The sequence below is a fragment of the Methylobacterium sp. CM6246 genome (assembly GCF_054818005.1).
The window spans coordinates 5,198,679-5,218,586 of sequence record NZ_JBTXKY010000001.1; the positions used below are offsets into that span (position 1 = coordinate 5,198,679).

General features: G+C 71.8%; 15 protein-coding genes. 11 read left to right on the forward strand and 4 right to left on the reverse strand.

Annotated features, from left to right (window positions below; translation table 11 throughout):
- Positions 1-50 precede the first annotated feature (50 nt).
- Together ACYQPG_RS25105 and ACYQPG_RS25110 are read right to left on the reverse strand one after the other, a co-directional pair.
- Positions 51-1,130 carry a methyltransferase gene (locus tag ACYQPG_RS25105; protein WP_461231962.1) on the reverse strand — a complete coding sequence of 360 codons (1,080 nt, stop codon included), beginning with the start codon at positions 1,128-1,130 and terminating at the stop codon, positions 51-53.
- Between the two features lie 71 nt (positions 1,131-1,201).
- A complete protein-coding gene (locus tag ACYQPG_RS25110) occupies positions 1,202-2,071 on the reverse strand; it encodes a polyprenyl synthetase family protein (RefSeq protein ID WP_147906677.1) in 870 nt (289 codons plus the stop codon).
- A 109-nt stretch (positions 2,072-2,180) separates the two neighbouring features.
- Between ACYQPG_RS25110 and crtD the strand changes: the two genes are divergently transcribed.
- The 3 genes from crtD (at position 2,181) to ACYQPG_RS25125 (ending at position 5,560) form a co-directional block, all read left to right on the forward strand.
- Positions 2,181-3,716 carry a 1-hydroxycarotenoid 3,4-desaturase CrtD gene (gene crtD, locus ACYQPG_RS25115; protein ID WP_419830516.1) on the forward strand — a complete coding sequence of 512 codons (1,536 nt, stop codon included), beginning with the start codon at positions 2,181-2,183 and terminating at the stop codon, positions 3,714-3,716.
- Positions 3,713-4,573, forward strand: coding sequence for a carotenoid 1,2-hydratase (locus ACYQPG_RS25120; protein WP_147906675.1), 861 nt, complete (start codon positions 3,713-3,715; stop codon positions 4,571-4,573). Before crtD ends, ACYQPG_RS25120 begins: the two co-directional genes overlap by 4 nt.
- 177 nt (positions 4,574-4,750) lie before the next feature.
- Positions 4,751-5,560, forward strand: coding sequence for an IS5 family transposase (locus ACYQPG_RS25125; RefSeq protein WP_461231964.1), 810 nt, complete (start codon positions 4,751-4,753; stop codon positions 5,558-5,560).
- Positions 5,561-5,951: 391 nt separating this feature from the next.
- Here ACYQPG_RS25125 and ACYQPG_RS25130 read toward each other — a convergent pair whose 3' ends face one another.
- Together ACYQPG_RS25130 and ACYQPG_RS25135 are read right to left on the reverse strand one after the other, a co-directional pair.
- The gene (locus tag ACYQPG_RS25130) at positions 5,952-6,692 is read right to left on the reverse strand and encodes a hypothetical protein (RefSeq protein ID WP_461231965.1); all 741 of its coding nucleotides are present in this window, start codon (positions 6,690-6,692) and stop codon (positions 5,952-5,954) included.
- A 205-nt stretch (positions 6,693-6,897) separates the two neighbouring features.
- Positions 6,898-8,163: a glycosyltransferase family 87 protein gene (locus ACYQPG_RS25135; RefSeq protein ID WP_461231966.1), complete on the reverse strand. Its 1,266-nt coding sequence runs from the start codon at positions 8,161-8,163 to the stop codon at positions 6,898-6,900.
- Positions 8,164-8,369: 206 nt separating this feature from the next.
- On the opposite strand from ACYQPG_RS25135, the gene ACYQPG_RS25140 reads away from it, so the two are divergent.
- Genes ACYQPG_RS25140 through ACYQPG_RS25175 form a run of 8 tightly spaced genes read left to right on the forward strand, consistent with a single transcriptional unit; the run spans position 8,370 to position 19,854 of the window.
- Positions 8,370-9,608, forward strand: a complete 1,239-nt coding sequence (locus ACYQPG_RS25140) for a glycosyltransferase family protein (RefSeq protein ID WP_147906766.1) — start codon at positions 8,370-8,372, stop codon at positions 9,606-9,608.
- On the forward strand, positions 9,605-10,885 hold the full coding sequence (locus ACYQPG_RS25145) for a glycosyltransferase (RefSeq protein ID WP_419830519.1): 1,281 nt from the start codon (positions 9,605-9,607) through the stop codon (positions 10,883-10,885). The genes ACYQPG_RS25140 and ACYQPG_RS25145 overlap by 4 nt, the downstream gene beginning before the upstream one ends.
- Positions 10,873-12,918: a glycosyltransferase gene (locus ACYQPG_RS25150; protein ID WP_419830520.1), complete on the forward strand. Its 2,046-nt coding sequence runs from the start codon at positions 10,873-10,875 to the stop codon at positions 12,916-12,918. Before ACYQPG_RS25145 ends, ACYQPG_RS25150 begins: the two co-directional genes overlap by 13 nt.
- Positions 12,915-14,756: an ABC transporter ATP-binding protein gene (locus ACYQPG_RS25155; RefSeq protein ID WP_147938495.1), complete on the forward strand. Its 1,842-nt coding sequence runs from the start codon at positions 12,915-12,917 to the stop codon at positions 14,754-14,756. Before ACYQPG_RS25150 ends, ACYQPG_RS25155 begins: the two co-directional genes overlap by 4 nt.
- Complete coding sequence (locus tag ACYQPG_RS25160) at positions 14,756-15,634, forward strand: hypothetical protein (protein WP_419830521.1); 879 nt, start codon at positions 14,756-14,758, stop codon at positions 15,632-15,634. The genes ACYQPG_RS25155 and ACYQPG_RS25160 overlap by 1 nt, the downstream gene beginning before the upstream one ends.
- A 47-nt stretch (positions 15,635-15,681) precedes the next feature.
- Entirely contained in the window at positions 15,682-17,673 is a 1,992-nt protein-coding gene (locus ACYQPG_RS25165; protein ID WP_461231967.1) for an ABC transporter substrate-binding protein, read from the forward strand.
- Positions 17,670-18,686 carry an ABC transporter permease gene (locus ACYQPG_RS25170; RefSeq protein ID WP_147906667.1) on the forward strand — a complete coding sequence of 339 codons (1,017 nt, stop codon included), beginning with the start codon at positions 17,670-17,672 and terminating at the stop codon, positions 18,684-18,686. The genes ACYQPG_RS25165 and ACYQPG_RS25170 overlap by 4 nt, the downstream gene beginning before the upstream one ends.
- A gap of 25 nt (positions 18,687-18,711) precedes the next feature.
- Positions 18,712-19,854 carry an ABC transporter permease gene (locus tag ACYQPG_RS25175; protein ID WP_147906666.1) on the forward strand — a complete coding sequence of 381 codons (1,143 nt, stop codon included), beginning with the start codon at positions 18,712-18,714 and terminating at the stop codon, positions 19,852-19,854.
- Positions 19,855-19,908: the final 54 nt, after the last annotated feature.

The following is a 19,908-nucleotide window of genomic DNA, read 5'->3' on the forward strand; positions in this document are numbered from 1 at the left end:
GCGATGTGTCATCCTAGATAGACACATTGCTGCGTCAAGTCATTCTTACTTTAACGCGCGTCTTTCTGCCCGACGATCAAGCGGGTGAGCAGCGGACGGCGCGTCCGAAGTTCCCGTGAGCTCGTGAAACCAGCCGTGCGTAGCATCGCCCGGAGTTCCTCGGCCCGGCGCGGCCGCCCCGAGCCCATGGCGAGGAGGTAGAAGCCGAAATACGCGTCGCCGACCGGTTCGGCGCCGGGCGTGCCGGCCATGGGCTCGGCCAGGATCAGGGTCCCGCCGGGGGGAAGCGCCGCATGCGCCGCGGCGAGGAGCGCCAGGGCCGGGCCATCGTTGTGATCGTGGACGATCCGCACCAGGGAGATCGTGTCGGCACCCAACGGTAGGCCATCGTGGAAGCTACCGCCGCGGCAGGCGATCCGCTCGGCCAGGCCCGCCTGCGCGAGCCGATCGTAGGCGCGGCCGGACACCGCCGGAAGGTCGAACAGGGTCAGGGCCAGGCCGGGGTGCCGGGTCGCGACGGCCTGCAGGAAAGCGCCCTCGCCGCCGCCGACATCCATCAGGTGCCGGCTCCCGGACAGATCGCAGGCATCGAGCACGTCGTCGGCGATCAGCGCCTGCGAGGAGCCCATCAGACCGCCATAGGGCGCCACCGCGTCGGCGTCGGCGGCCTTGCCGGCGGCGTAGGGCCAATAGCGCGCAAGCTTCGTCGGCTCCGCCGTCCCACGCAGGAGCGCTACCGGATCCGCGAGGTCGGCGTAGAGCAGCGCGTGGTGCTCGATCATCGCGGCGATACCGGGATTACCGGTCAGGGCGGCGCCGAGATCGGCGAGGCCGAAGCGCTCGTCGGGGAGCGCCCGGACGAGGTCGAGGGAGACGGCGGCGCGCAGCAGGCGGCGCGCGTTCTCGACCGGGAGATCGAGGCGGAGCGCCAGCACGTCGAGGGCCAGCGGTCCCTCGGCCAGGATCCGGAACAGGTCGAGGCGGACGCAGGCCGTCAGCACCTGGGCGTAGACGAAGCCGGCGCAGAGATCGAACAGCGCCCGTGTGTTCTTCCGGGCGATGCCCCGGGTCAGCGGGAAGCCCGCTGCCCAGCGTTGGAAGCGTGGGCTCGCCACCAAGCGGTTGCGCATGCCGAGCCAGCGGTCTCGGAGCGTGGGCGCAGCCGCCAAGGCTGCGCCGGGGCGCGGGACCGAGCCGGCGGTCAGGCCGCCACCGCGCGCAGGCTCGCGGGCAAGAACAGCCGCGCCTGCGCCTCGATCTCGGCGGTGAGTTGGGCCACGCCCGGGCAGGCCGGGATCGCCGCCACCGCTTCCCGGGTGAGCCGGGACAGGCGGTCCAAGGCGCCGTCGGTCCCCAGCAGGGCGGCGGCGTTGGGACGGCCGAGGGTGGCGTCGCGGCCGGCGGGCTTGCCGATCTCCTCCTGGCGGCAGGCGACGTCGCGCAGGTCGTCGGCGACCTGGTAGGCCTCGCCCAGGCATTCGCCGAGGCGCCGCCAGGGTTCCGGATCGGCCCCCGCGGCGGCGGCGCCCAGCACGGTGGCGGCGGCGAACAGGGCACCGGTCTTGGCCTGCTGGTAGTCGCTCAGGCTGATATGCGCTTCGGATTCCCAGGCCTGACCGGCCGCGATGCCGCTGGGAGAGCCGGCGGCGCGCCCGAGGAGGCCGACGAGGCGGGCGAGCCGCACCGGATAGGGACCGGCGGCCCGGGCCAGGGTCTCGAAGGCGAGCACGATCAGGGCATCGCCGGCCAGCACAGCGACCGGCTCGCCGAAGGCGATGTGGACGGTGGCTTTCTGCCGGCGCAGGGGGGCGTCGTCGAAGCAGGGCAGGTCGTCGTGGACCAGCGAGGCGCAGTGCAGCAGCTCGATCGCCGCCGCGGCGGCCTCCGAGGCGGACGGATCGTCGTCGCCGCAGGCACGGGCCACCGACAGGCACAGGCGGGGCCGGATGCGGTGTCCACCGGGAAAGACGGCGTAGCGCAACGCCTCGGCCAACAGGGGCGGCGCACCCGGCGCCTCGGCATAAGCCACGGCGCGATCCAGCGCCTGTTCGATCCGCCGGCCCGACTCCATGGCGCGCCTCCCGTGTTATGATCGGTTGTCAGCGACAAGTGTCATTTCTTATTGACACTTCGATGGCCCGAGATCAATCCCAATCGGTGGCGTAAGCGCGAGGGTGAACGTGGCGCAGGAACGCGTCGTCGTGATCGGGGCCGGGATCGGCGGTCTGGCCGCCGCCTTACGGTTGGCGCATGCCGGCCTATCGGTAACAGTGGTTGAGCGCGCCGCACGGCCCGGCGGCAAGATGGCCAACGTTCCAGTGGGCCCACTCTTCGTGGAAACCGGTCCGACCGTGTTCACGATGCGGTGGATCTTCGAAGAACTGTTCGCCGAAGCCGGCGCAGACTTCGCGGACTACGCGCAGTTAACGCCCGCGCATCTCCTCGCTCGGCACGCCTGGTCGCGAACCGCGCGTCTAGACCTGTTCGCCGATCCGGACGCCTCGGCGGCGGCGATCGCCGAGTTCGCCGGCCCCCGGGAGGCCGACGGCTACCGCCGGTTCTGTGCCCGCTCGGCCGAGGTCTACCGGACCCTGGAGGGGCCGTTCATCCGCGAGGGCCGGACCAGCCCAACCGGCCTGGCGCAGCGGGTCGGGATCTCGGGTCTCGGCGACCTCTGGCGGATCCAGCCGTTCGCGACGCTGTGGTCGGCGCTGGGGACGTTCTTCCGCGATCCGCGGCTGCTGCAGCTGTTCGGGCGCTACGCCACCTATTGCGGTGCCTCGCCGTTCACCGCGCCCGCGACCCTGATGCTGGTGGCGCATGTCGAGCAGGCGGGGGTCTGGACCGTGGCCGGCGGCATGAGCGCGCTCGCCGGGGCGGTGGCGGACCTCGCCACGCAGCGCGGCGCCACATTCCGATTCGGGGCGCATGTGGACCGGATCCTCACCGAGGGGGGCCGGGTCTCCGGCGTGGTCATGTCCGACGGCGAGCGGATCCCGGCGGACACCATCGTCTGCAACGCCGACTCGGCGGCGCTCGGCGCCGGGCTGTTCGGCCCGGAAGCCGCGCCGATGGGCGAGCGGCTGGCGCCGGCCGAGCGTTCGCTCTCCGCCGTCACCCTGTGCCGGGCCGCGGTCCCGCGGGGATTTCCGCTGGCCCACCACAACGTATTCTTCTCGGACGACTACCGGGCCGAGTTCGACACGATCCTGCGGCAGCGCCGCCTGCCCGACGACCCGACCATCTACATCTGCGCGCAGGACCGGACCGAGGCGGGCGCTGCGCCCGCTGGGCCGGAACGCCTGCTGATGCTCGTCAACGCTCCGGCGGACGGCCGCGAGCGCCCGCTGACGCCCTCGGAGATCGCCCGATGCGAGACGAATCTGAACCGCCGGCTGGAGGCCTGCGGGCTGACCTTCGCGGACACCCTGCCCCCGGTGGTGACGAGCCCGGCCGGGTTCGAGAGCCGGTTTCCCGGGAGCGCGGGGGCGCTCTACGGCCGGGCGCCGCAGGGCTGGGCCTCGACCTTCAAGCGGGCGGGCGCCCGGACGGCGTTGCCGGGCCTGTACCTCGCGGGGGGCACGATCCATCCCGGCCCGGGCGTGCCGATGGCGGCGCAATCGGGCCGGCTGGCGGCGGCGGCGATCCTGCAGGACCGCGATTCGACGGCCCGGTCACGCAAAACGGCTACGCGTGGTGGTACGTCGATGCGGTGAGCGACGACGGCCGCCAGGGGCTGACGATCATCGCGTTCATCGGCAGCGTGTTCTCGCCCTACTACGCCTGGAGTGCCGACAAGAACCCGTTCGCGCATTGCGCCATGAACGTGGTGCTGTACGGCGACCGCAGCCGCTTCGCCATGACCGAGCGCGGCGCCGGGAGCCTGTCGCGCAGCCGCCACCACATCGCCATCGGCCCCAGCGCGATGGAATGGGACGGCACCGCCCTGACGGTCCGGATCGACGAACGCGGCGCTCCCCTGCCCCACCGCATCCGCGGCACGGTGCGCCTGGAGCCGCGGGGCTTCACCCCCGGGCCGTTCCACCTCGATCCGGGCGGGCGCCACCGCTGGTGGCCGATGGCACCGTCCTCGCGGGTCGAGGTCGCCTTCGACCGGCCAGGCCTGCGCTGGACCGGCAGCGGCTATTTCGACACCAACGATGGCGACGAGCCCCTGGAATCGGCCTTCACCCGCTGGACCTGGTGCCGGGCCGACCTGCCGGACGGGGCGGCGATCCTGTACGACGTGCGCCACCGCGGCGGCGGCGGCCAGAACCTGTCGCTGCGCTTCGACCATGACGGCAGCCGCCGCGAGATCCGCCCGCCGCTCGCCGCGGCGCTTCCGGCCACCGGGTTCTGGCGGATGCCCCGGGACACCCGCAGCGACGACGGCCGGTCCCGGGTGCTCACCACCTTCGAGGACACGCCGTTCTATTCCCGCTCCCTGCTGGCCTCCACGCTCGGCGGCGAGCCCGTGCGGGCGGTGCACGAGAGCCTCTCCCTCGACCGCTTCCGCAACCCGCTGGTGCGGCTGATGCTGCCCTTCCGGATGCCCCGTCCGCATGAGGGGTGACGTTTTCCGGATCGGACTGCGTCGGATCTGGGTCGGCGCCGGCTCGACGGGCACGTCATCCCGAAGCCGCCAAACGAAGCCCGGGACTCAGAGCCTGTTTGAGCGCCTCTGCCAGCCGTCCCCATCTGTCTCGTGTAGCAACACAAATTCCGCCTGGCGGGGCGGGGTGGAGAGCAGATGTGGACGGACCGACATCGGACGCGTCACGAGGCGCGTCTGAAGAACATGGTGCTGCAAGCGGGCTTGGACGAGGTGGCCCGTTTCCTGGAGCGCGCGGATCCGCCGGGCTGTCCGGAGGCTACACCGGCGCGCCACGCGCTGGCAGGGATAGCTTGGCACTTGCGGACGGGCGGAGGATGGCGGTCGCTGCCTGCGGGCTTTCCGCCGTGGCGCACGGTCTACGGCTGGTTCCGGCGCTGGATCGACAAGGGCCTGTTCGAGAGCCTGCTGCGGTCTCTGACCCGCCATCAGCGGCGGCGTTGCGGACGCCGGTCGGAGCCACGGCTGGCGATCATCGACACGCAGAGCGTCAAATGCATCGGGGTGCGCGGACCGCGCGGCTACGATGGCGCCAAGAAGGTCGTCGGGCGCAAACGCGTGGCCTTGGTCGATGCCGAAGGCCATGTTCTGGCGCTCGCCGTCGTGCCGGCCAACGTGCAGGATCGCGATACCTTACCAGCCCTTGATGATGGCAAGGAGCAGTGGTCCAGTCTACGCTTGGCCATCCTCGACGGCGCCTTCGCGGCCGAACGCTGCCGGGAATGGTGCAACATCCACGGCATGCGCCATCGCGTCGTCGAGAAAGACCCGGATCAGAAGGGCTTCGTCGTCCTGGAGCGGCGCTGGGTCGTGGAGCGAACCTTCGGCTGGCTCAGCCATTGGGGCGGCCTGCACCGTGAGCGCGCCGGTCGCCTTGATGTCGCGACAGGGCGCCTCGTCTGCGCCGCCAGCCTCATGGCCGCTAATGCCCTCAACAATCCGGCTTAAGATAAGACGCTCAAACAGGCTCTCAGAACCGTCGACGCGCCAAGTCCTTGCACAAAAGATGTTTCTGGATTCCGAGCTCGCCTGCGGCGCCCTGGAATGACGGTCTGGGTTATTCCGTATCAGGTATCGATCCTCGGGAGATGCCTCGTCCGACCTGTATGTCCCGGAGCCCGTATGGGAGAGCGGCTACGTCGCGTTCCGGCATCGACCCCGAACCGTCGGGGGACGTGCCCTCCCGGCTCGCCCCCGGACGGACCTTGCGGGGAGCGCCGCGTCGTCCGTAAGAATCTCGAACCTATAGGGTTGCGGGAGAGGGTCGGAATCTCTCTCCGTTGGACCGGCCCATCGATGAGAACCGCACGGTCGACCCGTCTCGCCGGTTGTTCCCCCGCTACAACCGACCCAAAGCCTTCGCCTGCGGCGCGTGGAGGCTTGTCCAGAGCGAGATGCCCTTCGACCAGGACGGCATGTCCTCGACATGGACCGATGCGCCGTCGTGTGCGTAGGCCTTCGCCTTCTCGAACTCGCCCCAGGCTTTGACGAAGTGATCGACCACGGGATTGCCGGTCTCGGCGCCTGACGCCGCGCGGCCCGTGTGCAGCGCCGTCGCGAGGCCCTGATACCGGACCTGCGCCGCAGCGCGCTTCTGCGCCCAGTCGAGGGAGGCCATCTCCTCCGGGCCGGCTCCGTCCAGGACGGTGACCGTCGCCCTGGCGGCAGCCATTTGATCGGTACCGCGGGGATTGGCAGCCTTGGACGCACGCGCCTCGATCGACGTTACCTCGTCTTTGGCCGCCTTCGCCTCCGTGGCGGAGAATAGGCCGCCGTGATCGGTGGCGATGGCGTAGAGGGCCCGGCGGTCGAGAACCTGGATGCGGATCGCGCCGTGCCAATCCTGGTCCGAGGTGCCGGCATCGGCGACCTTGCCAAGTTTCAGATAGCCGGCATCCAGGAATTTCCGGGCGTCGACGGCGACCTGTGAGGCGGATGTCTGGCCCGCGTTCCCCGCGGTGGACGCACGCGTGGCTGTCGCCCTGGCGTATCGATCCGAGCTGGTCGGCGTAGCGGATTTCGCCGCCCCCGCGTGGGAGTGGTAAGAACTGGCTACGGATCGAAAGAAGGCTGAGAACATAGCGATTCGCTCTATGAGCTCAGCGCGAGATCAATAGTCCGATCCGAAAATCGATCAGCTGAAATAAAATCGGATCCGTCGAAACTTTGACTTCGATAAATTTTGGGCTTCGTTCGACTTTGTTTCTGTAACGCAAGACTTCCGGCCACGACGTCGCGTCGCTGTCAAGCGCGGGGTCACGGCGCGGGTGCTGGCGGCGGTCCGCTCAGGCCATGGCACGTCCCCGTCCGCCCGGGTATCCCCACGGGCGGATCCGTTCGGCGATGCAGGCCAGGGTCGCAAGGCCCAGCGCGAGCCCGAGCGGGAATCCCGTCAGCCCGGCGCATTCGCGCAGGAGCGCGAACAGCGGTGTCGCCAGCAGGAGCGCGCGCTCGTGGCGGCGCAGGCCGCCGGCGCGGTGCGCGGCCAGCACCAGCAGCAGCGTCGCCGGGACCAGCGGGACGAGGTCGTAGACCGGCAGGTAGGGCGAGAGCAGCGGCGCGGCGGCGAGCAGGGCGGCGGCCCGGAGGTCGGGCGTGGCCGGCAGCGTCCAGGCGCGGATCGCGAGGGCGAGCGCCAGGGTGGCGACGAGCGCCTGCAGGGCCCAGGCGGCGGCGATCGGGCCGCCCAGCAGCCGGACGGCCCCGAACGCGCTGGCGTTGAGTTCGAGCCCGGCCGCCGCCTGCTGGAGGATGATGCGGTTGGTTTCCGACAGGGTCCCCAGGAAACCGATCCAGGGCGCGGCGCCGAACAGGGCCAAAGCGGTCAGGCACAGGGCCAGTACCGTGCCCAGGCAGGCGGCCAGGCAGGTGCCGCGGCCGGTGATCAGCAGCAGCAGCGGCGCCAGGGCGGCGAAGTGCGGCTTGTAGGCCAGCAGGCCGAAGCACAGGCCCGCGAGCCAGGGGCGGCGGTCGACCAGCACGGCACCGACGGTCATGAGCGAGGCCGTGAACAGGCCGTTCTGTCCGTAGGTGAGGTTGCAGAACACCAGCGGATGGGCGAGCGCGATCCAGGCGGCGTCGCGCCGGCCGGCGGCGAACCGCATCGCCCCGGCGAAGACCGCCAGCGACAGGGCGGTCCAGAGCCAGAACGCCGGCTGCGGCTCCAGCGTCGCGAAGGCGGCGGCGGGGATCAGGAACACCGGCGGGTAGTGCCACGCGAACCGGCAATCCGGCCCGAACGCGGCCTTGAGGTTCTCGAGATGGACCGGGAGATCGTAGGGCTCGCCGCCCCGCCCCTCGAGCGCCGACCGGCCGGCCACCCAGATCTGGCTGAAATCGTTGCCCAGCATGTCGCCGTACCAGTTGCGGCGCGGCTCCGGGCCGGTGCCGAACACGACCGCGACGATGAGGAGCGTCAGCGGCACCAGCACCCGGGCGGCCCGCCGGGCGAAGGCGAGGAGCCGCGCGTCGCTGCCGATGAGGTCCTTGAGATCGGCCCGGAGCGCCGCGAACCGCGACGCCGGCGCTTCGATCGGGATGGGCGCGGACATGGCGGCCTTCGGCAGGGTGCTGGAGCGCGAGCCGCCGACTTAGAGACCGGTTCGGCGTAAGCGAGCGCGTTGCTTCAAGGACTGGGAGCCACTTCTAGGCGACGGCGGTTCCGGCGCCGTTAACGGCGGGGTTTGCCGAACGCGGCGGCTTGTGCGAGACGAGCGCGGCTGCGACATTCGCGCCGTCAACGGGGGCGGCGATGACGATGCGAGCGGACGAGGCCTCCCCCGCCCCCCGGATCCTGATCTACAGCCACGACACGTTCGGGCTCGGCCACCTGCGGCGCTCGCGGGCGATCGCCAACGCCATCGTGGCCAGCAGCCCCGGTGCGCGGGCCATGATCATCTCGGGCTCCCCGGTGGTGGATTGCTACGCGTTCGCGCCCGGCGTCTACACCGTGCGGCTGCCCCCGGTGACGAAGTTCTCCGACGGCGGATACGCGAGCCTCGACGGCACCACGCCGCTCGCCAGCACCGTGGCGCAGCGCACCGCGATCATCGGCCGGACCGACGCGAGCTTCGAGCCGGACCTGATCCTGGTGGACAAGGAACCCGCGGGCTTCCACGGCGAACTGATGCCGGTGCTGGAGCGCGCCGCGGGCCGGGGCACGCGCCTGGTGCTCGGCCTGCGCGACGTGCTCGACGACGCCGACCGCCTCGTGCCCGAATGGGAGCGCAAGGGCGCCGCCGAGATCATGGCCCGGTTCTACGACGAGATCTGGGTCTACGGCCTCAGCCGGATCCACGAGCCCCTGGCGGCCCTGCCGATGGACCCCGAGATGGCCGCGCGGATCGCCGAACGGCTGATCTATACCGGCTATCTCCGCCGGGAGGTCCCTGCGATGCAGGCCGGCCGCGAGGAGCCGGCCGTCGCCCGCGCGCCGTTCGTGCTGGTCACGCCCGGCGGCGGCGGCGACGGCGCGGCGCTGATCGACTGGGTGATCGCGGCCTACGAGGCCGATCCCGGCATCCCCCTGCCCTCGCTGATCGCGTTCGGTCCGTTCCTCGACGATTCCACCCGGGACGGCTTCACGGCCCGTATCGACCGGCTCGGGGGCCGGATCGCGGCGATCACCTTCGACAGCCAGATCGAGTTCCTGATGCGCAAGGCCGCCGGGGTCGTCGCGATGGGCGGCTACAACACCTTCTGCGAGATCCTGTCCTTCGACCTGCGGGCGATCCTGGTGCCCCGGACCGAGCCTCGCCGGGAGCAGGCGATCCGCGCGCTGGCGGCCGAGCAGCTCGGCCTCGCCCGGGTCCTGCTGGAGGCCGACGGCCGCGCCCCCGAGCGGATGGCCGCCGCGTTGCGCGCTCTGCCGGACCAGAGCGAGCCGTCGCGGGTGCTGGTCCCGGGCCTGCTCGACGGGCTCGACGCGGTCGCGCGCCGGGTCCGGGCCCTGGCCGCGCCGGGCGCGCTGCGGACCCGCGCGCGGGCCTATTCGTGACCGAGACGCGCATCGCGGTGGTGCTCAAGGGCTACCCGCGGCTCTCCGAGACCTTTATCGCCCAGGAGCTGCTGGCACTGGAGCGGCGTGGCCTGTCCCTGGAGATCTGGTCCCTGCGCCGGCCCACCGACCGGGCCCGCCACCCGATGCACGCGGCAATCCGGGCGCCGGCCACCTACCTGCCCGAATATCTGCGCGACGCGCCCCTGCGGGTGCTGCGCGGGCTCGGCTCGGCCCTGACGCGGCGGCGCCTCCCGGCCCTGCTCGCTCTGTTCGCCCGGGACCTTGTCCGCGACCCATCGGCCTCGCGCCTGCGCCGGCTCGGGCAGGCGCTGGTTCTCGCGCGGGAGCTGCCGGCCGAGGTCGGCCACATCCACGTGCACTTCCTGCACACGCCGGCGAGCGTCGCCCGTTACGCCGCACTGCTGACCGGGCGGCGCTGGAGCTTCTCCGCCCACGCCAAGGACATCTGGACCACGCCGGCCTGGGACCTCACCGAAAAACTCTCCGACGCGGCCTGGGGGGTGACCTGCACCCGCGACGGGCTCGGCCGCCTCGACGCGCTGGCGCCGGGCCGGACGCGGCTGGCCTATCACGGCCTCGACCTCTCGCGCTTTCCCGCCCCGCCGCCGGCGCGGGAGCCCCGCGACGGGACCGACCCGGCGGCACCCCTGCGGCTGCTCAGCGTCGGCCGGCTGGTCGCCAAGAAGGGCCACGACGACCTGATCGACGCGCTGGCGGCCCTGCCCCCGGGCCTGCACTGGCACCTCGACCTGATCGGCGGCGGCGACCTGCGTGGCGCGCTCGAAGCCCGGATCCGCGCGCTCGGGCTCCCGGACAGAGTCACCTTCCGGGGCGCCCAGGCGCAGCCCGCCGTGATCGCGGCGATGCGCGCGGCCGACCTGTTCGTGCTGCCGACCAAGCCCGCCTCCGGCGGCGACCGGGACGGGCTGCCGAACGTGCTGATGGAGGCCGCGAGCCAGGCGCTGCCGATCCTGGCCACCGCCTTCGCGGGCACGCCGGAATTTCTGACCGACGGCAGCCACGCCGTCCTGGTCCCCCCGGGCGACCCGGCGGCGCTGTCGGCGGCCCTGGCGCGGCTTTCCGCCGACCCGGCCCTGCGGCTCCGGCTCGGCGCCGCCGCCCGGGTGCGGCTGGTTCAGGACTTCTCCGAAGACGCCGCCATCGACCTGATCGCGGAGGCCCTATGCACCTCCGCGGGCCTCGCCGCGCCGGTGAAGGTCCGCGAACCGGATATGGCCGCGTGCGGGTCCTGATCGCGGTCACGCATCTCCTCGGCGCCGGGCATCTCACCCGCGCCGCCGCGCTGGGGCGCGCCTTCGTGGCCTCCGGCCACGACGCGCTGCTGGTCTCGGGCGGCGTCCCGGCCCCGATGGTGCGGCTCAGCGATGTCCGCCTGGTGCAGCTGCCGCCGCTCCGCGTCGCCGGCACCGACTTCGCCCGGCCCCTGGGACCGGACGGCAGCCCGGCCGATCCAGCCCTGCTCGCGCGCCGCCGCGCCCTGATGCTGGACGCGCTGGCGGATTTCGCCCCCGACGCCGTCATCACCGAGCTGTTCCCGTTCGGCCGCCGGGCGCTCGCCGCCGAGTTCCTGGCTCTGGTCGAGGCGGCGCAGGCGCGTCGGCCGCGCCCACGGGTGCTGGCCTCCCTGCGCGACATCCTGGTCGCCTCCGCCAAGCCGGAACGGATCGCCGAGGCGCATGAAAGGGTCGCGCGGCTCTACGATTCCGTGCTGGTCCACGGCGACCCGGCGCTCGTGCCGCTCGACGCCTCCTGGCCGCTCGATGCCGGAACCGCGGGCAAGATCCGCTACACGGGCTACGTCGATGACGGCTCCCGAACCGTCCCGGCGGCGACGCGCACCGGCGTGCTGGTGGCGGCCGGGTCCGGGCCGGCTGGCCTCGGGCTGTTGAGCGCCGCGGCTGCCGCGGCCCGGATGCGCCCGTCGCTCGGCTGGCGGATCCTGGCGGGGCACGGCGTGCCGGACCCCGAACTCGCCGCGATCGCCCATGGCTTGCCCGAGGGCACGATCGGGCGCGCCCGGCCCGATTACCGGAGCCTGCTCGCCGGGTCGGCCCTGTCGGTGAGCCAGTGCGGCTACAACACCGCCCTCGACCTCCTGGCGACCGCGACCCCGGCGGTGCTGGTGCCGTTCGAGGCCGGCGGCGAGACCGAGCAGCGGCTGCGCGCGGAATGCCTCGCAGGGCGCGGGCTGGGCCGGGTCCTGCCGGAATCCGAGTTGACCGCGGAATCGCTCCTGCACGCGGTGGACGCACAGCTCCGAGCCACGCCGCCGGGGCCGCACGGGATCGATCTCGGCGGGACGGCGCGGACGGTCGCGATCGTCGAAGATTTGTTCAGGCTCCACGGGCGGCCGGAGGTGCTCGGTCAGGCGCCGGTCCCCCCTCCCGCACGGGAGGAGGGTTTCGTCGCGCCCTTTGAGAGCCGAGGTTTGAACGTCGTAGCCCGCAATGGGGGGAGGGAGAGCGCCCGGTTGGGCTTCGTCGCCCTCCGAAACGCCCTCGACGAAGCCGCGGCAGGCGGCCGGGGTGTGCGATTCTGGTGGCGGGACGACGATGCCGTGTCGGCGTCCCCTGCCCTGGACCGGCTGATCGCCCTCGCCGAAGCGCACGGCGCGCCGCTCCTGCTCGCCGCGATCCCGAGTGGCATCGAGCCGTCCCTCGGAGAACGGCTCGCCGTGGCAAAGTCCGTGAGCGTCGCCGTGCACGGACTGGCCCACCACGATCACGCCCCGCCGGGTGAGAAGGCCGCCGAGTTCGGCCCGCACCGTCCGCTCGACGCGCTCGTGGCGGATGCCGCGGCCGGGTTGCGGATCGCCCGCGCGCGCCTGGCCGAGGCGCTGCTGCTGCCGGTCTTCGTGCCGCCCTGGAACCGGTTCGCCCCGGACCTCGCCGCCGCCCTGCCGGGACTCGGCTATCGCGGGCTATCGGCGGTGCCCGGACCGGCGATCCCGGGGCTCGTCCGGGCCGACGCCACCCTCGACCCCATCGATTGGCGCGGCACCCGCTCGGTGCGCGACCCCGACACGCTGCTGCACGACCTCGCCGCCGGCATCGCCCGCGATCCGTCCCGCCCGGTCGGCCTGCTCACCCACCACCGCGTCCACGACGCAGCGATCTGGGCCTTCGTGGCCGACCTGCTCGCGGTCCTCCGCGACCATCCGGCCGTGACATGTCTCGATCCCCAAAGCCTATTTTCCGGTGCCATGGTGGAAACCGGCGCTGCGGCATCTAATCTTCCGGTCTCACCCGCTGCGAGGACAGGTTGAGCCCGCTGTTGTCCATCCGCGACCTCGCGGTCACCTTCCGCACGGAGACGGGACCGTTCGCGGCGCTGCACGGCCTGTCGCTCGACGTGATGCGGGGGCGCACCCTCGCGCTGGTCGGCGAATCCGGCTCCGGCAAGTCGGTGACCGCCCAGGCGATCATGGGCATCCTGCCGAGATCGGCCGCGATCGCCGGCGGACAGATCCTGTTCCGCGACGGGCCGGCGGAGATCGACATCGCCCGGCTGGACACCGAGGGCTCGGCGATGCGGGCGATCCGCGGGCAGCGGATCGCCATGATCTTCCAGGAGCCGATGACCTGCCTGTCGCCGCTCCACACGATCGGCGACCAGATCGGCGAGGCCCTGCGCATCCACACCGGTGCGGACCGCCGGGAGGCCGATGCGCGCACGCAGGAAGCCCTGGCCCGGGTCGGCTTTCCGGACCCGAAGCGCGCCTTGAGGACCTACCCGTTCGAGCTGTCCGGCGGCCTCCGCCAGCGCGCCATGATCGCCATGGCGCTGATCCTCAAGCCCGCCCTCCTGGTCGCCGACGAGCCGACCACGGCGCTCGACGTCACCACTCAGGCGCAGATCCTCGCCCTGCTCGCCCGGCTCCAGGACGAGACCGGCATGGCGATCCTGCTGATCACCCACGATCTCGGGGTGGTCGCCAACATCGCCCACGACGTCGCCGTGCTGTACCGCGGCCGCCTGGTCGAGGCCGGCCCGCGCGAGACCGTGATGCGCAACCCCGGTCACGCCTACCTTCGCGCGCTGCTCCAAGCCGTGCCGCGGTTCGACATGGCGCCGGGCGAGCGCCTGACCCCGATCCGCCCGGCGCGCGCCGAAATCCCCCCGGTCCGGACGCCGGTGAAGCCCGCCGGGCCGCTGCTGCGGGTCGAGGGCGTCAGCAAGAGCTTCACCCTGCGGGCCGGACGCCTGTGGCAGAAGCCCCGGATCGTCCGCGCCGTCTCCGACGTGTCGCTGAGTCTCGCGGCCGGCGAGACCCTGGGGCTGGTCGGTGAATCCGGGTCCGGCAAGACCACGGTCTCGAAGATGATCATGCGGGCGCTGCCGCCCGATTCCGGCAAGATCCTGTTCGATGACGGGGGTGGTCCGCGGGATGTCCATGCCCTGTCCGGCGACGCGCTGTTCGCCTACCGGCGCACGGTCCAGTTCGTGTTCCAGGATCCCTACGCGTCGCTCGATCCGCGGATGACCGTGCGGCAGATCCTGTCCGAGCCCATGGAGATCCACGGCGTGCCCGCCGCCGAGCGGCGCGCGCGCTGCCGGGAGCTGATGGCGATGGTCGGCCTGGAGGCCAGCGGCCTGGGCCGCTACCCGCACGCCTTCTCGGGCGGGCAGCGCCAGCGGATCGGCATCGCCCGCGCCCTGGCGCCACGGCCGAGCCTTCTGGTGCTGGACGAGCCGGTCTCGGCGCTGGACGTCTCGGTGCAGGCGCAGATCCTGAACCTGCTCAAGGATTTGCAAGCGGCCCTCGGGCTGTCCTACCTGATCGTCTCCCACAACCTGGCAGTGATCGACTACATGGCGGATACGATCAGCGTGATGTGCCGGGGCCGGATCGTCGAGGAGGCGCCCCGCGCCGCCCTGTTCCGCCGCCCGGTCCATCCCTACACCCGGGCGCTGCTCGCCGCCGTGCCCGACCCGAGCCTCGACCGCCCGCTCGACTTCGCCGCGATCACCGGCGACCAGAACGACCCGACCCGCTGGGCGGAACCCTACCGGCTCGGCCCCGACGAGGCCGGCGCGATGCGGGTGATCGAGGCAGGCCACCGGGTCCGGTTCGGCGCCGCCCAGGACGCGGAGGCCGCGTGATGCAGGGCCGCCCGCCCGTGATGCTCGAACGGCTGCGCCGCAAGGTGCTGTCGCCCCTGTTCGACCGCCTCGGCTACGACCTCGTCCCGGCCGCTCCCGACTGGAGCCACCGCCCGACCTCGCCGCGCGAGGTGACGATCCTGCTCGAATCGGCCGCCGCGATCCTGGAGCGGGATTTTTCCGCCGCCGGCCTCGCGTCGGACGGCGATCTCCTGGACTGGGTCCGGGAGTTCTGGTCCCTGATCCCCACCGCCCCCGTCCGGCAGCGCCGGGGCGGCAGCGGCTTCAACGGCGCGCTCCAGCTCTACGTGACGATGCGGGCGCTGAAGCCGGATGTCGTCATCGAATCCGGGGTGTTCCGCGGGCTCACCACCTGGGTCATCCGCATGGCGCGGCCCGGTGCCCGGATCTTCTGTCACGACCCGAACCTGTCCGGGCTGCAGTACCGCGATCCGCAGGCACGCTACAGCACCGCCGACTGGTCCACGGTGGACTGGTCCGGCATCGATCCCGCCGTCACGGTGGCGTTCTTCGACGACCACGTCGCCCAGGGACGCCGGGTCGTGGAGGCGCAATCTCGCGGCCTGACCCGGCTGTTGTTCGACGACGACGCCGCCGGCCACCGGATCCACGCTCATGGCGGCCCCGCGCACCCGACCATCGCGATGATCACCAGCCCGGACCCCGGCTCCGAGCCGATCCGCTGGACCCGCAACGGCCGCCCGTTCGAGCAGCCGGCCAACGATCCGCTGGTGCGCAAGGCCGGCCGGCTGATCGCCCGCGCGCATGCCTTCGACGACCTGCACCGGGCCACGGGGTACTCGCCGGCGCGGCTGACCTACGTGGCGCTGCATCCGGTGGCGGGGGGCGGGTTGTGAGCGCTTTCGACACCTGCGGGGGCCTCCCTGGCCGACTGAACTCTGGCGTGTCCGAACGGGGCGCGGGCCCCTTCTCCGGCACGGGAGAGGGGGGCGGTTGCGGCCTTCTCCAACCGGCACGCGAACCCGATCGCGGCTTTGCGGGGGGAACCGGCGTCTCCCGCCGCGCGCTGATCGCCGGTCTCGGTGCCGCGGCCCTGCTCTACCGCCCGGGCAAGGCATTCGCCGAAAGCCCGCCAGCCGACGCCCCAGCCCCGCCCGAAAAACCCTTCGTGATCGACCTCGCCGCCCGGGGCCGCCGCACCGGCACCGCTGGCGGGACGATCCGGACGCTCATCGCGAAGGCCCGGGACGTCCGCTACCTCTCGGTCTACGGCTACACGCGGCTCGTCGGCTACGATGCCGCCCTGCAGCTGCGGCCCGACCTGCTGGAGCGGATCGACGTGGAGGGCGGGGTGTTCACCTTCACGCTGCGCCAGGGCCACCGCTGGTCGGATGGGCATCCGTTCACCAGTGAGGATTTTCGCTACTACTGGGAGGACGTCGCCAACGAGAAAGCCCTGAGCCCCGAGGGGCCGCCGGTGTTCTTCCTCGTGGACGGCAAGCTCCCGAAGGTCGAATTCCTCGACCCGGTGACGATCCGCTTCAGCTGGGACCGGCCGAACCCGATGTTCCTGCCGGCGCTCGCGGCGCCGCGCGATCCGCTGATCTACCGGCCGGCGCACTACCTCAAGACCGTCCACGCCCGCTACCTCGGCAAGGAGGCGGCCGACGCGAAGGCGAAGGCGCTGAAGCTGCGCGGCTGGGCGGCCCTGCACAACCGCCTCGACGACAATTACGAGCTGAACAACCCGGATTGCCCGACCCTCCAGGGTTGGGTGCCGCGGACCCGCTCGCCGGCCACGCGCTTCCGGTTCGAGCGCAACCGCAGCTACCACCGGGTCGACACCGCGGGGACCCAGCTTCCGTACGTCGACGCGATCGTGATGGACGTCGCCTCGCAGGGACTGCTGGTCGCCAAGACCAATGCCGGCGAGGCCGACCTGATGTTCCGCGGCTTGTCGATGCCGGATATCCCGAGCCTCAAGGAGGGCGAGAAGGCCCACGGCTACCGCACCAACCTGTGGCCGGTGGCCCGCGGCTCCGAGATCGCGCTCTACCCGAACCTCACCACCCGGGATCCCGGCTGGCGGGCGCTGAACCGGGACGTGCGCTACCGGCAGGCCCTGTCGCTCGCCATCGACCGGCGGACGCTCAACAACACGCTGCTGTTCGGGCTGGGCACCGAGGGCAACGACACGATCGTGGCCGACAGCCCGCTCTACACGCCGGAGCTGCGCACGCTCCACGCCGGCTACGACCCGGCCGGGGCCGCACGCCTGCTCGACGCGATCGGGCTCACCGGCCGCGACGGCTCCGGCATCCGCCTGATGCCGGACGGGCGCGCCATGGAGGTCGTGGTCGACAGCGACGGCGAGGCCGAGATGGTGCTGGACGCGCTTCTGCTCATCACCGAGTTCTGGCGCGAGGTCGGCATCCGCCTCGTGACCAAGCCGCAGGAGCGGACCAACCTGCACCGCCGCTCGATCGGCGGCATGACCGTGATGGTCGCAGCTCAAGGCCTCGACCTCGCGGTGCCGACCGCGATCATGCCGCCGACCGAGCTGAGCCCGGCCCAGCCCGAGCACTATGCCTGGCCGCTCTGGAGCGCCAACGTCGAGAGCCGGGGCAAGTCCGGCGAGGCCTGCGACGTCCCGGAGGTCCAGCACCTGCTCGACCTCGACCGGGAATGGCGCCACACGGACGACGCCGAGCGGCAGGCCGCGATCTGGCGCGAGATGCTGATGAACCACGCGCAGAACACCTGGGTGATCGGCACGGTGGCGGGCGCGCTCCAGCCCGTGGTCGCGGCCGACCGCCTCGCCAACCTGCCCGGGCGCGCCCTGTACGCCTGGGATCCCACGGCCCTGATCGGCGTGCAGCGCCTCGACGAGGTGTTCTGGGACAAGGGCGCCGACACGCGCGCGGAGGTCCGGTGATCATCCAGATCCTCCGCCGCATCGTCACCATGGCGGTGACGCTGCTCGTCATCTCCGCCTTGGTGTTCCTCATCATCAAGCTGCCGCCGGGCGACTACCTGACCAACCGGATCATGGAGCTGCGCGCCACCGGCGAAGCGGGCTCCGTGGCCAAGGCCGAGTTGCTGATCCGCCAATACGGGCTCGATCGGCCGGTCTGGGAGCAATACCTGATGTGGATCGGCCTGATGCCGGGACCGGTCGGGTTCTCGGGGCTGCTCCAGGGTGATTGGGGCTGGTCGTTCGAGTACGACAAGCCGGTGGCGGACGTGGTCGGCGACGCTCTGTGGCTGACCCTGCTGATCAACCTGACCGCGGTGGTCTTCGTTCACGTGGTCGCGATCCCGGCGGCGATCTATTCCGCCACCCACCGGCACACAGTCGGGGACGCGGTGGTGACGCTGCTCGGCTATGTCGGGCTCGCCGTGCCGGGGTTCCTGCTGGCGCTGATCCTGCTGTTCTACGCCAACCGCTGGTTCGGCCTGTCGATCGGCGGCCTTTACGATTCGGCGCTGACCAACCAGCCCTGGGACTGGCCCAAGATCCGCTCGCTGCTGGCGCATCTGGTGGTGCCGACCCTGGTGATCGGGCTGGGCGGCACCGCCGCGATGATCCGCCGGATGCGGGCGAACCTGCTGGACGAGCTGGCCAAGCCCTACACGGTTACCGCCCGGGCCAAGGGCCTGCCGCCGATGCGGGCGCTGCTGAAATATCCGTTCCGGATGTCGCTCAACCCGTTCGTGGCCGATATCGGCAACCTGCTGCCGCACCTCGTCTCGGGCTCGGTGCTGGTCTCGCTGGTGCTGAGCCTGCCGACGGTCGGGCCGCTCCTCCTCGACGCGCTCCGCAGCCAGGACCAGTTCATGGCCGGGTTCATCCTGATGTTCGTCGCCGGACTCACGCTGGTCGGCATGCTGATTTCCGACCTGATCCTGGTCTGGCTCGATCCGCGCATCCGCATGGGCGCGCGGTGATGGGCGCGCGGTGACGGAACCGGTGATGCCAGAGACGGCCCGAGGCCACTTCGTTGATCCGGCGCCGTTCGAGCCACAGGCGGTGGGCGAGAACCCCGCCGGCGGCGCTTCGGCCTGGCGGCTGATCGTCCGGAAGTTCCTGCGCCACCGGATCGCCGTGGCCTCGGCGCTGATCCTGCTGGCGCTCTACGCGACGGTGCCGTTCGTTGAGATGCTGGCGCCCTACGGCCAGGCCCGGCGCAACGGCGATTTCCTGCACGCACCGCCGCAGGGCGTGCACCTGTTCCACGACGGCCGATACGTCGGGCCGTTCGTCTATCCCTACCGGGCGCATCTGGACCTCGACACGTTCCGGCGGGACTACGTGGTGGATGCGTCCCAGCCGCAGCCCCTGCGCGTCCTCTGCCGGGGCGATGGCTATGCCTGGCTCGGGCTGATCGCCACCGACATCCACGTCGTCTGCCCGCCGGAGGCCGGTACCCTGTTCCTCCTCGGCACCGACCGGCTCGGGCGCGACCTGTTCTCCCGCATGATCTATGGGGCGCGGATCTCGCTCACGATCGGGCTTGTGGGCGTTGCGATCTCCTTCACGCTCGGCATGCTGTTCGGCGGGATCGCGGGCTATTTCGGCGGGGTGGTCGATGCCGGGGTGCAGCGCCTGATCGAGGTGGTGCGCTCGCTGCCCGAGCTGCCGCTCTGGCTCGCCCTGTCGGCGGCGCTGCCGCCCAACTGGAGCCCGCTGCTCGTCTTCTTCGGCATCACCGTAATCCTCGGCTTGCTCGACTGGCCGGGCCTCGCCCGGGCGGTGCGCGGCAAGCTGCTGGCCCTGCGCGAGGAGGATTTCGTCCAGGCCGCGGAGCTGATGGGCGCCTCGCCGGCCCGGGTGATCGGCCGCCACCTGATCCCGAACTTCATGAGCCACCTGATCGCCTCGGCGACCCTGTCGATCCCGACCATGATCCTGGGTGAGACCGCCCTCTCCTTCCTGGGCCTGGGCCTGCGCCCGCCGGTGACGAGCTGGGGCGTGCTGCTCAACGAGGCGCAGAATCTGGCGGCGGTGCAGCTCTATCCCTGGCTGCTGCTGCCGGTCCTGCCGGTGCTGGTGACGGTGCTGGCCTTCAACTTCATGGGCGACGGGCTGCGGGATGCGGCCGATCCGTATCATTGAGGGTGGGTCGGGGCGGCGGACCGAGGTGTTCCGGGGCATGGATGATCCCCTCGG

Bases quoted from the DNA above. Each gene is read 5' to 3' on its own strand.
- ACYQPG_RS25105 (WP_461231962.1), bottom strand. From the start codon at position 1,130: ATGCGCAACCGCTTGGTGGCGAGCCCACGCTTCCAACGCTGGGCAGCG.
- ACYQPG_RS25110 (WP_147906677.1), bottom strand. From the start codon at position 2,071: ATGGAGTCGGGCCGGCGGATCGAACAGGCGCTGGATCGCGCCGTGGCT.
- ACYQPG_RS25125 (WP_461231964.1), top strand. From the start codon at position 4,751: ATGTGGACGGACCGACATCGGACGCGTCACGAGGCGCGTCTGAAGAAC.
- ACYQPG_RS25130 (WP_461231965.1), bottom strand. From the start codon at position 6,692: ATGTTCTCAGCCTTCTTTCGATCCGTAGCCAGTTCTTACCACTCCCAC.
- ACYQPG_RS25135 (WP_461231966.1), bottom strand. From the start codon at position 8,163: ATGTCCGCGCCCATCCCGATCGAAGCGCCGGCGTCGCGGTTCGCGGCG.
- ACYQPG_RS25140 (WP_147906766.1), top strand. From the start codon at position 8,370: ATGCGAGCGGACGAGGCCTCCCCCGCCCCCCGGATCCTGATCTACAGC.
- ACYQPG_RS25160 (WP_419830521.1), top strand. From the start codon at position 14,756: ATGCAGGGCCGCCCGCCCGTGATGCTCGAACGGCTGCGCCGCAAGGTG.
- ACYQPG_RS25175 (WP_147906666.1), top strand. From the start codon at position 18,712: ATGCCAGAGACGGCCCGAGGCCACTTCGTTGATCCGGCGCCGTTCGAG.